General features: G+C 71.7%; 12 protein-coding genes. 5 read left to right on the top strand and 7 right to left on the bottom strand.

Going from position 1 to position 13,775, the window contains the following annotated elements; genetic code table 11:
* Positions 1-83 precede the first annotated feature (83 nt).
* Positions 84-674: a superoxide dismutase family protein gene (locus tag ACWGO0_RS27250; RefSeq protein WP_453540402.1), complete on the top strand. Its 591-nt coding sequence runs from the start codon at positions 84-86 to the stop codon at positions 672-674.
* A 69-nt stretch (positions 675-743) separates the two neighbouring features.
* Here the strand turns inward: ACWGO0_RS27250 and ACWGO0_RS27245 are convergent, their stop codons facing one another.
* The 3 genes from ACWGO0_RS27245 to ACWGO0_RS27235 all read right to left on the bottom strand — a co-directional run bounded on the left by ACWGO0_RS27245 (position 744) and on the right by ACWGO0_RS27235 (position 3,763).
* Entirely contained in the window at positions 744-1,190 is a 447-nt protein-coding gene (locus tag ACWGO0_RS27245; RefSeq protein ID WP_453540399.1) for a DoxX family protein, read from the bottom strand.
* 120 nt (positions 1,191-1,310) lie between these two features.
* Positions 1,311-2,996 (bottom strand): alkaline phosphatase D family protein, encoded by a 1,686-nt coding sequence (locus ACWGO0_RS27240; protein ID WP_453540396.1) that lies wholly within the window; start codon positions 2,994-2,996, stop codon positions 1,311-1,313.
* A 122-nt stretch (positions 2,997-3,118) separates the two neighbouring features.
* The gene (locus ACWGO0_RS27235) at positions 3,119-3,763 is read right to left on the bottom strand and encodes an HNH endonuclease family protein (protein WP_453540393.1); all 645 of its coding nucleotides are present in this window, start codon (positions 3,761-3,763) and stop codon (positions 3,119-3,121) included.
* Between the two features lie 234 nt (positions 3,764-3,997).
* Here ACWGO0_RS27235 and ACWGO0_RS27230 point away from each other — a divergent pair, with 234 nt between their 5' ends.
* Positions 3,998-4,738 carry an ABC transporter permease gene (locus ACWGO0_RS27230; protein ID WP_453540390.1) on the top strand — a complete coding sequence of 247 codons (741 nt, stop codon included), beginning with the start codon at positions 3,998-4,000 and terminating at the stop codon, positions 4,736-4,738.
* A 23-nt stretch (positions 4,739-4,761) separates the two neighbouring features.
* Here the strand turns inward: ACWGO0_RS27230 and ACWGO0_RS27225 are convergent, their stop codons facing one another.
* Both ACWGO0_RS27225 and ACWGO0_RS27220 read right to left on the bottom strand, forming a co-directional pair.
* Entirely contained in the window at positions 4,762-5,421 is a 660-nt protein-coding gene (locus ACWGO0_RS27225) for an HAD-IA family hydrolase (protein WP_453540387.1), read from the bottom strand.
* A 141-nt stretch (positions 5,422-5,562) separates the two neighbouring features.
* Complete coding sequence (locus ACWGO0_RS27220; RefSeq protein ID WP_453540384.1) at positions 5,563-6,606, bottom strand: peptidoglycan-binding domain-containing protein; 1,044 nt, start codon at positions 6,604-6,606, stop codon at positions 5,563-5,565.
* A 136-nt stretch (positions 6,607-6,742) separates the two neighbouring features.
* Here ACWGO0_RS27220 and ACWGO0_RS27215 point away from each other — a divergent pair, with 136 nt between their 5' ends.
* Positions 6,743-8,785, top strand: a complete 2,043-nt coding sequence (locus ACWGO0_RS27215) for a DHA2 family efflux MFS transporter permease subunit (protein ID WP_453540381.1) — start codon at positions 6,743-6,745, stop codon at positions 8,783-8,785.
* Between the two features lie 27 nt (positions 8,786-8,812).
* Here ACWGO0_RS27215 and ACWGO0_RS27210 read toward each other — a convergent pair whose 3' ends face one another.
* Positions 8,813-9,298 (bottom strand): GNAT family N-acetyltransferase, encoded by a 486-nt coding sequence (locus ACWGO0_RS27210; RefSeq protein WP_453540378.1) that lies wholly within the window; start codon positions 9,296-9,298, stop codon positions 8,813-8,815.
* A gap of 68 nt (positions 9,299-9,366) precedes the next feature.
* Between ACWGO0_RS27210 and ACWGO0_RS27205 the strand changes: the two genes are divergently transcribed.
* Both ACWGO0_RS27205 and ACWGO0_RS27200 read left to right on the top strand, forming a co-directional pair.
* Positions 9,367-10,449 carry a serpin family protein gene (locus ACWGO0_RS27205; protein ID WP_453540375.1) on the top strand — a complete coding sequence of 361 codons (1,083 nt, stop codon included), beginning with the start codon at positions 9,367-9,369 and terminating at the stop codon, positions 10,447-10,449.
* Positions 10,450-10,650: 201 nt separating this feature from the next.
* Positions 10,651-12,678, top strand: coding sequence for a bifunctional glycosyltransferase 87/phosphatase PAP2 family protein (locus ACWGO0_RS27200; protein ID WP_453540372.1), 2,028 nt, complete (start codon positions 10,651-10,653; stop codon positions 12,676-12,678).
* Positions 12,679-12,787: 109 nt separating this feature from the next.
* On the opposite strand, the gene ACWGO0_RS27195 is transcribed toward ACWGO0_RS27200, so the two are convergent.
* The gene (locus ACWGO0_RS27195) at positions 12,788-13,747 is read right to left on the bottom strand and encodes an AEC family transporter (protein ID WP_453540369.1); all 960 of its coding nucleotides are present in this window, start codon (positions 13,745-13,747) and stop codon (positions 12,788-12,790) included.
* Positions 13,748-13,775: the final 28 nt, after the last annotated feature.

Genomic DNA, 13,775 nt, shown 5'->3' with positions numbered 1-13,775 from the left:
GGTGATGTTGTGCAGCTCACGTGCACCTTGGGGAGGGTGAGTGACGGCAGAGGGAGGGGGACCGACGAGATCAGGAGCGGGACATGGTGGCAGCAGGGACGGTCATGCGGGCAGCGGGGGTGGTTGCGGGAGCCGCAGCCCTGGTGATGCTCACCGGCGGGGCCAGCGGGGCCAGCGGGGCCCATGGGGCCGGCGGGGCCGGTGGCGCCGGTGAGGGCGGGTTCTGGATGCGGACGCAGGGGTCCTTCGCGCCGCCGAACGCGTTCGTCCCGTCCAGTGCGATCACGTACGACATGAACCGTGTCCCGGCGGCGGCCGGGATCGAGATCAGCCAGCACTCCGACCGGTCCGGTACGGCTGTGGGAGCCCGGCTGAGCGGCCTGGTCCCGAACCGCGCGTACGGCATGCACGTGCACACCTTGCCCTGCGGCGCCGATCCGAAGGCGGCGGGGCCGCACTACCAGCATCGTTCGGAGGGTCATGCCGACCCGGCCAACGAGGTCTGGCTCGACTTCGGTACGGACGCCGAGGGGAAGGGGTCGGCGTCGGTCCGGCACGACTGGGGCTTCCGGGAGGGCGGTGCCCGGTCGGTGGTGATCCACGACGAGCAGGGCGGCGCCGGTGACCGGCTGGCGTGCTTCACGGTGCGGTTCGGGTCGTACGGGAGGGCGTGAGCCGGGGCGGCCGTGCACCCGGGCGTCCGGCTCCCCGGGCGGCGGGGAGCCGGACGCGGTCGCGAGCGGTCAGACCGTGACGGGCGACGCCTTCTCGCGCGGGCGCTCACCGTCCTGCGCCGCTTCGCCGCGCGAGGAGAAGAGCCGGTCGACCGCCAGGGCCCCGGGGCCCGTGAAGACCAGCAGCAGGAAGGCCCAGCAGAACATCGCCGAAGCCTCGCCGTTGTTCTGCAGGGGGAACAGGGCCTCGCTCTGGTGGACCTTGAAGTACGCGTACGCCATGGAGCCGGAGGCGACGAAGGCGGCGATGCGGGTGCCGAGACCGAGCGCGACCAGGATGCCGCCGACGAGCTGGATCACCGCCGCGTACCACCCGGGCCAGGTGGCGGTGGGAACGCTGTCGCCGCCGAGCACTCCGAAGAGCGAGGCGGCGCCGTGGCAGGCGAAGAGGAAGCCGACGACGACGCGGAACGCCGCGAGCGCGTACGGCTGGGCCTGATTCAGGCGTGTGGACATGGGGGGAGGGCTCCTTCGGTTTGGTGGGGACGTGAACCGATTGCCGACTGAGCGCCTCAGATTAGGGATGCCTCACTATTACTTGCAAGTTCAACATTTCACGGTGTGGCTGAAAGTCACTCATTCATCAACGGTCAGATCTCGATCGAGAACGGTCTCCAACTGCGCATCCGAAGACTTTCCTCTGGCCTGAACCAATGTCAGCGCAGCTTTCCGGCCATGCAGCGTCAACGTCATCAGCTGATTGCCGAACCACGGTCCGCCCGACTTCTCCCAGTGCACCGGCGGGGTCCCCGTCCGCCCGTGACGCGCCAGCAGCCTCCCCAGCCGCCGCCCCGCCCGGCTCCAGCCGAAACGGAAGCCGACCTTTATGACGTGGGGGATCGAGTTGTGGATGGGTGAGCAGGTCAGCTGCAGGACGCGCGCCGAGGGAACGCCACCGGGCGCGTCGGCCGGCCATTCGGCCTCCGTGATGTACGCGTGGTGCACATCGCCCGACAGCACGCATACCGTCGCCGGTGCGTCCGGACCGCTCCCCACCTCCCTCAGCAGCTCCGCCAGTCGACGGAACGAATCGGGGAAAGCCGCCCAGTGCTCCAGGTCGGAGGCGCGGCGCAGCTTCTCGCCGAAGCGCGCCCAGCGCCCGCCGGGACCACCGCGCTCGCCTCGGCACAGGGCGGCGTTCCAGGTCTCCCCCTCATGGATGAGGGGCGGCAGGAGCCACGGCAGCGAGGTGCCGATCAGGAGGTGGTCGTACGATCCGGGGTCGCCGAGGGCCTCTTCGCGCATCCAGCGCTCCTCTTCGGCGGTGAGCATCGAGCGCTGCTCCTCCTTGAGGACCCGGGCTGCCCGGGTGTCCATCATCAGCACCCGCACTCGGCCGAAAACGCGCCTGTAGCTCCAGCGGGCACGGGACGGCTCGGCCGCGGTCCCGGCGGCGAACGCGCGCAGGAGTTCGGTGCCGTCCGGTGCGGCGCGCACCGCCGCGTACAGGGGGTCGGCGGCCAGCGTGGCGGGAGAGAGGTTGCCCAGGTGCTGGTAGACCCAGTACGACATCAGCCCGCTGACGATCCGCTCGTTCCACCAGGGGGTGGCCCGGATCTCCGCGAGCCAGGCCGCGCTGGTGTTCCAGTCGTCGATGACGTCGTGATCGTCGAAGATCATGCAACTGGGCACCGTGGACAGCAGCCAGCGCACCTCCGGGTCACGCCAGGACTCGTCGTAGAGAAGGGTGTACTCGTCGTAGTCCGCGACCTCCGCGCCCGGCGGTTCGCTCAGCTCACGGCGCGCCGCGAGTCTGCGCCGGGTCGTCGGCGAGGTCTCGTCCGCGTACACCTGATCGCCCAGGAGCAGCAGTACGTCGGGCCGTACGGCATCGGGGTCGGCGGCCAGCTTGGCGGCGAGGGTGTCCAGCGCGTCCGGGCCCGCGGGGTCGTGCTCGCCGTCCGGCGGGGCCGCCCACCGGCAGGAGCCGAAGGCGATCCGCACCGGTTCCGGTGCCTGCTCCGAAGCGAGTGGGGGTGTCGTGATCGTGCTCGCGGGGAAGCGGGACTCCTCGGGCGGCCAGACCCGCCGGCCGCCGAGCAGCACCTCGTACTCCGTGGTCGTGCCCGGGGTCAGACCCGTCACGACCACCAGCGCGTAGTGATGCCCGACGACCGCGAAGGTCCGGGACGAGCCCGAAGCCCCGTCCGCGCACCGGACCTCCGCCGTACACGGACGGTCGGCCTCGACCCAGACGGTCGCCGACGAGGCCGACTCCCAGTCGACGTATCTCAGCAGTGGTCCCACTCGCAGCCTGGGCATGCCGTTCCCTCGCCTCGCCGTGACAGATGGCTTCGTACCGTACGGAACGACGGAGGGCTGTGGGCCGGTTCCGCCCGGCGGATTTTCGCGCCGGGCGGTTCAGTGGATGGCCGGCAGGGTGGTCAGCAGCCGTTCAGGACGGACTGGAGCGCGCTCTTCTCGGCCGAGTCGACGCTCATTCCGTAGTAGTGCTTCACGTGCACCCAGGCGCGCGCGTACGTGCAGCGGTAGGCGGTGCGCGGCGGCAGCCACTCTCCCGGGTCCCGGTCGCTCTTGGACTGGTTGACGTTGTCCGTGACCGCGATCAGCTGCGGACGCGTCAGGTCGTTGGCGAAGGACTGGCGCTGGGAAGTGGACCAGCTGCTGGCGCCGGAGCCCCATGCCTCGGCGAGCGGGATCATGTGGTCGATGTCCACGTCGGAGGCCGCGGTCCAGGTGGCGCCGTCGTACTCGGAGTACCAGCTGCCGCTGACCGCCGCGCAGCTGGAGTCCTGCTGGACGTTGGTGCCGTCCCGCTTCAGGACCACTTCGCGCGTGTTGCAGGCGCCCGACTGGGTGATCCAGTGCGGGAACAGGTCCCGGCTGTAACCGCTCGACGATCCTTCCGCCTTCACGGTGAGCTGGCCGAGATAGGTGCGGGCGGTGGAAGCGGCGATGGGTGTGGGCATGGCCGCCTGGGCGGCCGGAGCGCTGAGCAGTCCCGTGGTGGCGGCGAGTGCGGCGGCTGCGGCTATGACGGCAACTCGACGCGCGTAGACACCTGACATGCGAACTCCCTTGACGTGGGGGGCTTTGGGCGGGCGGGCCGTGGTGCCCGGCCAGCGTGGCGGCGCCAGGTTTCTGGGGGGTGGGCGCCAGGTAACAGGGTGGCGACATGTGCACGTCACATCAAGGGTTCCGACGGAAAACGCCTGATGCCCGGTCCGGAGCGGGGCATGGCACCGGTGTTGGGCGCGCCGCCGGACAGGCCCGAGGGGGGTGGGCGGTCTTAAGGTGGCCGCGTGCTGCTTCCGGTGAATGTGACGCTCGGGGTCGTCCTCGCCGTGCTCCTGGCGTTCGCGGCCGCTGTCGCCGCGTGGGCCTCGCTCGGCCGCTCGCGGGAGATCGTCGTGGCCGGGCTGAGGGCGGCCGTCCAGCTGGCCGCCGTCTCCGCGCTCATCGGCTGGGTGGTGCACGCCCTGGCACCCCTGCTCGGCTTCGTGGTCCTGATGTTCGCCGTCGCGGTGTGGACGGCGGGGCACCGGATCACCGGCAATCACACCTGGCGGTGGGCCGCCCTGCCGATCGGCGCCGCGGTCGTCCCCGTGGTCGCCGCGCTGCTGCTGACCGGTCTCGTACCGCTCCGGGGCATCGCGCTGATCCCGGTCACGGGCATCCTCATCGGGGGTGCGCTCACGGCGACCGTGCTCGGTGGGCGGCGCGCGCTGGACGAGCTCGCCGTCCGGCACGGTGAGGTCGAGGCGGGGATGGCGCTGGGTCTGCTCGACCGGGACGCGCGGCTGGAGATCGCCCGCCCGGTGGCCGCGGACGCGCTGCTGCCCGGGCTCGACCAGACCCGGACGGTGGGGATCGTTACCCTGCCCGGGGCCTTCGTGGGCATGCTGCTGGGCGGCGCCTCACCGGTGGAGGCGGGCGCCGTGCAGCTGTTCGTCCTGGTGGCTCTGATGGCCGTTCAGGCGGTGGCCGTCGCCCTGGTGCTGGAGCTCGTGGCGCGCGGGCGGCTCTACCGCGACCCGGCCTGAGGCGGTTCCATCAGGGGGCGTGGTCAGGCGCCGATGTGCAGGCGGATCGAGCCGTCGCCGGCCGCCTCCACCCGAAGCTGCGTCAGGTCCTCGACATGGGCGTCGGGGGAGAGTGCCGCCGCTCGCGGACCCACGCCCACGACTCGCATGCCCGCCGCCCGGCCTGCCGCGATGCCCGCCTCGGAGTCCTCGAAGACGATGCAGTCCGCCGCTTCGAAGCCCAGCTCCGCCGCGCCCTTGAGGAAACCCTCCGGGTCCGGCTTGCTGGCGCCGACCTGCTCGGCGGTGACGCGGATTCCCGGCATCGGGAGTGCGGCGGCCGTCATCCGGGCCCGGGCGAGCGCTTCGTCGGCCGAGGTCACGAGGGCGTGCGGCAGGCCGGCGATCGCCGCCATGAAGGCGGGGGCGCCGCCGACCGGCACCACGCCCTCGGTGTCGGCGGTCTCCTCGGCGAGCATGACGCGGTTCTCCGCGTAGTTCTGCTCCATGGGGCGCTCCGGGAGCAGGACCGCCATCGTGGCGTACCCCTGCCGTCCGTGGACCACCTTGAGCACGGCGTCCGGGTCCAGGCCCTGCCTCAGCGCCCAGCGGCGCCAGCAGCGCTCGACCACGGCGTCGGAGTTCACGAGGGTGCCGTCCATGTCCAGAAGGAGGGCGCGGGCGGTGAGGACGGTGGCCGACATCGGCAGGCTCCAGAGTGGAAGTGAAACAAGCAGCCCCGCCCGCCGGTCAGGGAAAACGGACGGAGGCTACTTTGTTCCCACACGATACAAAAACCTGCCGCGGAATGCGAATCCGGTCTCCCCGCCGGACACGGCGCCCCGTCAGCCCTTGCCCTTGCCGCTCGTCTCCGCTTCCAGCGCCTGGCGGGTGTTCGGCCCGTACACGCCCTCCGGATCGCCCTCGATGGACTTGTACGACTGGTAGACGGCCACGGCGTCCTCGACCCGTCCCGAATAGGTGCCGTCGACCGGCCCGTGGTAGAGCCAGACCTCCTTCAGGCGCCGCTGGAGCTCGGCGACCTCGGCGCCGCTGTCGCCCGGTTGCAGCGTGGAGCCGTTCAGCGCCGGCGGAGCCTGCGTCGGAGTGCCGGGCGCCGGTGCGCTCGCGGACGTGGGGGCCGGGGCCGCGGTCGTGGACGCGGTGGCCGGGGCGGTACGGGAAGGCGTCGCGCTCTTCGACGGTGAGGCGGAGGCGGACGTGGTGGCCGACGCGGACGGCGTGGGCGAGGCGGAGGCCGACGGTGAGGCGGACGCGGACGGCGAGTCCGATACGGCAGCGGCGGGCTCGCCGCCGCTGTCCTCGGTGCTCGTCGATGCCGACGGAAGCGCCTCCGTGTGCCCGTCGTCCCCGGTGAACAGTCCTCCGGCGAAGGCGGCGGTGCCGACGACGGCTGCCACGGCCGCCCCCACGGCGATGACCGCGAACGGCCTGCGGCGGCGCGGCTGTACGGGGTCCGTGTCCGCCCCGTACCCGGCAGCGGTCCGCCGTCGGGCCTCGTCCGGAGCCTCGGTGTCCGGCAGCGGGCGCGCGGCGGGAACGTCGAGGAACAGAGGCATCGTCGTGGCCGCTGCCCCCGGTGCGACGTCGTCCGGTGCGGGCCCGGCCGCGGTCTGCGCATCGCCCAGCGTCACGTACGGACGGATGCGGAGCGGGTCGAAGTCCTCGGCCGCCGCGACCTCCGCGGCCGTCTCCGCGGAGCGGGCGGCGCGCTGCTGATCGGCGGTCGGCTGCGCCGTACGGTGTCCGCAGGCGCAGCCGGGTCTTATGCCCGCACCGGGCCCCGCACCCGGCCCCGTATCGGGTGCGGCCCCCGCCTGCTCCGGTCCTTGATCCATACCGCACGCCGGGCATACATGTCCGGTCATTGTGGGTCCCCTCCCCTTTGAACTGTTGCGATTATGCAGGCCACCACGCCTGAGCCCAACGGCCCCCGGCCGCTCGGCAGGCCATAACGGGACACAGCGGCCAGGATGGGGGTGTAGCGGATCCAAGGAGATGCCCATGGCCCAGCAGCTGAGCCCACCGCCCCTGGCCCCCGGCGAGGGGCGGTCCACACGGACCGTCCTCGTCGCCATCGGCGCACTGCTACTCGGCATGCTGCTCGCCGCACTCGATCAGACGATCGTCGCCACCGCGCTGCCGACGATCGTCAGCGAACTCGGCGGCATGGACCACCTCTCATGGGTGGTCACCGCCTACATGCTGGCGGCCACCGCGGCGACCCCGCTCTGGGGCAAGCTCGGTGACCAGTACGGCCGTAAAAAGCTCTTCCAGGCGGCCATCGTCATCTTCCTGATCGGCTCGGCCCTCTGCGGCGTCGCCCAGAACATGCCCCAGCTGATCGGCTTCCGCGCCCTCCAGGGACTCGGCGGCGGCGGTCTGATGGTCCTTTCGATGGCGATCGTCGGAGACATCGTCTCGCCCCGCGAACGCGGCAAGTACCAGGGCCTCTTCGGTGCGGTCTTCGGCGTGACCAGCGTCCTCGGACCGCTCCTCGGCGGCTTCTTCACCGAACACCTCAGCTGGCGCTGGGTCTTCTACATCAACCTGCCGATCGGCGTCGTGGCGCTCCTCGTCATCGCCGCCGTCCTGCACATCCCCGTGCGCAGGACGAAGCACACCATCGACTACCTCGGCACCTTCCTCATCGCCTCCGTCGCCACCTGCCTCGTGCTCGTCGCCTCCCTGGGCGGCACCACCTGGGCCTGGGGCTCGGCGAAGATCATCGGTCTGGCCGTGCTCGCCGTGGTCCTGCTGGTCGCCTTCGTCGCCGTGGAGCGGCGCGCCGTCGAACCCGTACTGCCGCTGAAGCTGTTCCACATCCGTACGTTCAGCCTCGTCGCCGTCATCAGCTTCATCGTCGGCTTCGCCATGTTCGGCGCGATGACCTATCTGCCGACGTTCCTCCAAGTGGTGCACGGCATCACGCCGACCATGTCCGGTGTGCACATGCTGCCGATGGTGTTCGGCATGCTCATCACCTCGACAGGCTCCGGCCAGGTGGTCAGCCGCACCGGCCGCTGGAAGGTCTTCCCCGTCGTCGGGACGGCCCTGACCGCGGCCGGACTCCTGCTGCTCCATCAGCTCGACGAGAACAGCTCCACCTGGGAGATGAGCGTCTACTTCTTCGTGTTCGGCGCGGGGCTCGGACTGGTGATGCAGGTCCTCGTGCTGGTCGTGCAGAACGCCGTCGGCTACGAGGATCTGGGCGTCGCCACATCGGGTGCCACGTTCTTCCGCTCGATCGGGGCCTCGTTCGGTGTGGCCATCTTCGGCACCGTCTTCACCAACCGGCTCACCGGCAAACTCGACGCGGCGCTGTCCGGCCGCTCACTGCCCCCCGGCGTCGACGCCGAACGGCTGGCCGCTGACCCGCGCGCCATCGCCGAACTCCCGCCCGAGCTGAGCCGGTCGGTCCTCAGCGCGTACTCGGAATCGATCACCGATGTCTTCCTGTACGCGGTTCCCGTCGTCCTGATCGCCTTCGTCTTCGCCTGGTTCCTCAAGGAGGACAAGCTGCGTGGCTCGGTGACCGCCCCCGACACCAGCCAGACCCTCGCATCGAACCCGGTCGAGCGCTCCTCGTACGACGAGTGCGCCCGCGCCCTCTCGGTGCTCGCGACCCGCGAGGGCCGCCGCGACATCTATGTGAAGATCACCGCCCGGGCGGGCTACGACCTGCTGCCCGCGGCCAGTTGGCTGCTGCTGCGCATCAAGCGGCACGGCACCGTCGAACCGGCCAGGCTCGCCGACATGGCCCCCGTACCGCTGCGGGTGATCAGCGAGGCGGCCCGCCAGGTCGAGGAGCGGGGCCTGGCCCGCCGCGAGGGTGTCCAGATGGTCCTGACCGACCTGGGCGCCGAGGCCGTGGTCCGTCTCTCGCAGGCCCGCGAGGACTCGCTCGCGGAACTGCTCGGTGACTGGTGGGGGCCGGAACGGCCGACCGACCTGGTCCATCTCGTCGCGGAGCTGACGGCCGAGGTGAGCGGATCGAGCAAGGAACGGCCGCACATGCCGGAACCGGGACGCGACCACCGCGCGTGAACGGCTGAGTCCTTCACTCCGTCGGCCTCACAGCTCCTTCGCGAACCAGTGCTCCGCGTACTGGTTGCGGTGGTGGAAGGCCGGGACCTCCCGGTAGCCGTGCTTGGCGTAGAGCCCGCGCGCCTCGACCAGGTCGTTGCGGGTGTCGAGCCTGATCCGCCGCACCCCGAAGTCCCGTGCCGCGCTCTCGATCGCGGCGAGCAGCTGCCCGCCCCCGCCCGTGGCCCGGAACTCCGGGCGTACGAACACCCGGGTCAGCTCCGCGACATCCGGCTCGGCGTCGGCCAGCAGCAGTCCCGCGCAGCTCGCCGGCTTGTCCCCGAAGCGGCCCACGACGAACTCCCCGGTGGGCGGCACCAGCCGGTTCGCGCCGTCGTCGGTGAGGCCCTCCTCGATTTCCTGACGGGTCGCGGGCCGCCCCCAGTAGCGGCTCGCTACCTCGTCGTAATAGTCCCGGCGCAGCAGTGCCGCATCGGGGGAGTCGAAACGTTCAGGGGCCACGGTCCACGTCATGTGATGCATTCTGACTTCCGCATGATCGGATGGCGAAGCTTTTACGTGCAGGCGCAGGGGGCGGGCGGATGGAACGGACCAGGGCGATTCAGCATCTGGGTGGGCAGTGGATACGAGAGCTGGCCGACGAGCACACCGGTGGTTTCGTGTGCTCGCCCGCCGGCCTGTGGCTGGCCCTCGCGGCCGTCGCGAGCGGTGCGCGCGAGGAGACCGCCGCCGAACTGCGCGCCCTGCTCGGGGTCGCGGACCGGGAGGCGGCCCCGGTCGTCACGGAGGCCGCGCGGGAACTGGCCCGTACCGACGCCCTCGCGGTGGCGACCCGGATCTGGACGCGGGTGCCCGTCCTGCCCGCGTACCAGGAGGCGTTGCCGGACATCCCGGTCGGAGCGATGCAGCAGGCGGAGATCGACGCCTGGGTGCGCGGCGCGACCGGCGGCCTGGTCGAGCGACTGCCCCTGCGGCTCTCCCGTGCCACTCTGCTCGCGCTCGTCAACGTGCTGGCGCTCAAGGCGCACTGGGAGACCCCGTTCGAAGGACGCTCCACCCGCGACCTCCCGTTCACCGACGCGGCGGGGACGAGCCGCCCCGTGGCGACCATGCGGGGGCCGGTGGCGCCGACCGACGTCTGGACGGTCGGCGGCGCGTACGTCGTCGAGCTGCGCTGCCGCGCCGAGCCGGGCGGCGGGGCTCCGGCCCGGGTCCGGTTCGTGCTGGGGGAGCCGGGGGCCGGGGCCGCGCGGGTACTGCCGTCGGCGTGGGCGCCCCGCGCGTCCGGTACGCCGCTGGACGCCGATGCGGTGAGCGTCGGGATTCCGCGGTTCACCCTGCGTACGACGGTGCGGGTCACCGAGCAACTGCCCGCACTCGGCGTACGTATCGCGACCTCGGGCGCCGCCGACTTCTCCGGGATCTCGCCCGTACCGCTCGCCCTCTCCGCCGTGGTCCAGGAGGCCGTCGTGAAGATCGCCGAGAAGGGTGTGGAAGCCGCCGCGGTGACCGTCGTCGCGACGCGGGCGGGGTCGGCTCCGGGGCCGGCGAACCTGCGGCACATCGCCTTCGACCGCCCGTTCGGCGTCGTCGTCCTGGACGGTGTCTCGGACGTCCCGCTGTTCACCGGCTGGCAGGCGGACACCCCCGTTCACGAGGGCTGACGGCGCGGCCGCGGCGGAGACCCGCCGCGTCCCCGAGTCCCCCTCCCGCCACGGCGGGTGGCGGGCGGCGAAGGTGTCCGGGAGGTTGACTGTGTCCAGCTCATAAGGCAATGAGAGGCTTCATCCGCACAGCCCCGCGTCGAGGGGACCGTGCATGGAACGGTGGGAGGGTCGGCGCGGGTGGCAAATGCGGAGCAGGGCGTGCGCGGAAACGCGACGGGCGCGGGGACGGGGGCCGGGGCGACCCGGGCGGTGCTCTGGCTGGTCGTGGCCGCACTCGCCGTACGGCAGATGGTGGCGCTGCTGCGGCAGCCGCCCGGGGAACGTCTCACCGACCTGGAGACCTGGATCGGCCCGAACGGGGTCCTCCATGTGACGGGGTCGCTGTACGACACCGGGCGCTTCACCGGAACACCCTTCGCGGGGCTCGTCCTGAAACCCCTGACGACCTCGGCCGAACAGGCACTCGGCGTCGTGTGGACCTTCGGTTCGCTGCTGCTCGTCGCCGCACTCGGCCTCGTCGCCGCACGTGCCCTGCCCGCCCCGGTGAGCCGCCGCACGATGTTCCTCGCGGCCCCGGTCGCGATCACCCTGCTCATGGTGTCGCTGCCCGTCCGCAACGCGCTGTACCTCGGCCAGACCAGCATCCTGCCGGTCCTGCTGGTGCTCCTCGGCTGGTTCGTGGCCCGGGGCGAACGCACATCGGGCGTACTGATCGGCATCGCCGCCGCCCTCCAGCCGGCCGTACTGCTCTTCGCCGCGCTCCTCTGGCTCACCGGCCGGCGCAGGGCCGCGGCGACCGCGGGGGCCGCCTTCGCCGGCTGCACCGCGCTGGCCTGGGCCGCGATGCCGCAGGACTCCTGGACCTACTGGCTGCACCACGTCGCGGGCGCCGGTCTCGGCGACCCGCCGGACAGCCTCGCCAACCAGTCCCTGCACGGCGCGCTCCTGCGGCTCGGCCTCGAAGGCCCCGCCGAGATCGTGGTCTTCCTCGCCCTCGCCGCCGCCGTCTGCTTCCTCGGACTGCGGCGCGCTGTTCGGTACGCGCAGGACGGTCAGCTGCTCCTCGCGGTCGCGGTGACCGGCTGCGTGGTCGTCGCGATCTCGCCGGCCGCCTGGCAGCACCAGGTGCTCTGGGTGCTCCTCGCCGTGGTCGGCCGGGTCGGCAAGCGGGCCTCCGACCGGCTGGTCTGGCCGGCCGTCGTGGTTTTGGTGCTCACGCTGCCCGGGAAGATGCTGCTGCCGAACATCGGCGCCGTCATCCCCGTACGCGACAACATCCTGCTGATCGCGGCCCTCGGTGCGGCCTGCGCCGCGCCGTTCCTGCCGCGCTCGTCGCCGTACTGGCAGCAGCCCATCCCCACGGACTACGCGAAGCCGGTCGCGGCGCGCTGGAGACGGATTCCGCTTCTGCCGTTCTGGCGCCGGGTGCTCAGCCGCCCCAATCTGCTGCTGGAACTCCTGCTCATCCGCGTCGTCTACTCCGCGTACGCGAAGGTCCGGCTCGCGGCGACCGCCGGACGGCCCACAGCCGAGGAGCACGGCCGCCAGATCCACTCCATCGAGCAGTGGCTGCACATCGACATCGAGCACTGGGCGAACCACGCGGTCGTGGAGATCAACTGGCTGCGCGAGTTCTTCGACTACTACTACTCCACGTTCCACTTCATCGTGCCGCTCGCGATTCTCGGCGTGCTGTACGTGCGACGGCCCGCCGACTACCGCTGGGTCCGCAGCTCCATCGGCTTCGCCACGATCCTCGCCCTCGTCGGCTTCTGGCTCTACCCGCTGGCCCCGCCCCGGCTGATGCCGGGCCTCGGATTCATCGACACCGTCCACGGCGTGCAGGACTTCGCGAAGCCGGACTACGGGACGCTGACGTCGATGACCAACCAGTACGCGGCGATGCCGTCGCTGCACTTCGGCTGGTCGCTGTGGTGCGGTGTGGTCATCGTGATGATCGCCCCGAGGATGTGGATGAAGGCCCTCGGCCTGCTGCATCCGCTGTTCACGGTCTGCGCGATCGTCGCCACCGGCAACCACTGGGTGCTCGACGCGGCCGGCGGTGCGGTGGTGGTGGGTCTGGGCTTCGGGCTCACGTACGTCCTGTGCGGGCCCCGGGCCCTGCGGCTGCCGAAGCCGGACGCTGTCGAGGCCGATCCCAGTACGGCGCCCGAGCCGGGCCCCGTCGCGGAGAAGGTCGGCAGCAGGGCCGGCGGCAAGCAGTAGCGGCGCCGAAGAGGCGCCGGGGCGTTCCTCACCGCCCCGGCACCCCTTCGGCATGGATCGCCGCGCTCACCAGCATCCGCCCGAAAGGTCCGTTACGCCACTCGGGGGATCAGCCCGGCGTCCCCAGGGCCCACGCCGCGAGCGACAGGGTGGCCATCGACACCACCGTGGAGGCCACCACGGAATTACGGGCGAGCGCGGTGTCCAGGCCGTACTCACGGGCGTAGAGGAACGCGTTCTGGGCGGTCGGCAGCGCGGAGCACAGCACCACGACGAGCAGCTGGTGCTCCGGCAGCCCGAGCAGCAGCGCGGCGCCGAAGGCCACCAGCGGCTGTACGAGGGTCTTGAGGGCCACCGCCACGGCGACCTCCGCCCGGCTCCCCGGCGCCTCGGTCGCCTCCGCCCGGTCCCGGCGGCCGTGCAGGGACAGGCCCAGGGTGATCAGCGCGGTGGGCACGGCGGCGGCGCCGAGCAGTTCGCAGGAGTGGGCGAGCGCGGACGGCACCCGCAGTCCCGTCGCAGCGACGAGCACGCCGAGCATCGAGGCCATGATGATCGGGTTGCGGACCGGCATCGTCACCATGCGGCGCAGCACCGGCCGCCAGCGGACGCGGCCCGGGTCCGTGTCTGTGCCCCTGTCCAGCAGGGTCAGGATCACCGGGGAGACCAGCAGCACCTGGAACAGGATGATCTGCGCGACGAACGAGGCATCGCCCAGCACCTGCACGGCCACCGGGATGCCGAGGTTCGCGGAGTTCACGTAACCGGACGCCATACCGCTGATCGCCCGGTCGGCCGTCTTGCGGCCGAAGAGCCGTCCGGCGGTCATGAAGCCCAGCGCGCAGACGGCCACCGTGCCCGCCGCGAACGCGATCATCGACTGGTTCACGAAGGAGCCGAGCCGCGCCTGGGACACCATCATGAACAGCGCGGCGGGCATGGCCACATGGAAGACGAACCGGCCGAGCACGGCTTCCGCCTGCTCATCGAGAAGGCCGCTGCGCCCCGCCGCGTAACCGGCGGCGGTGAGCGCCCAGATGGGCGTGAAGGCGGAGAGCAGGGCATGCATGGCCCTCATGATCCCCGGTCGCCCCGGC

Source organism: Streptomyces sp. NPDC055749 (genome assembly GCF_053617235.1).
Note: the sequence above shows the minus strand (reverse complement) of the source record. Positions and strands in the feature narration are given on the sequence as shown.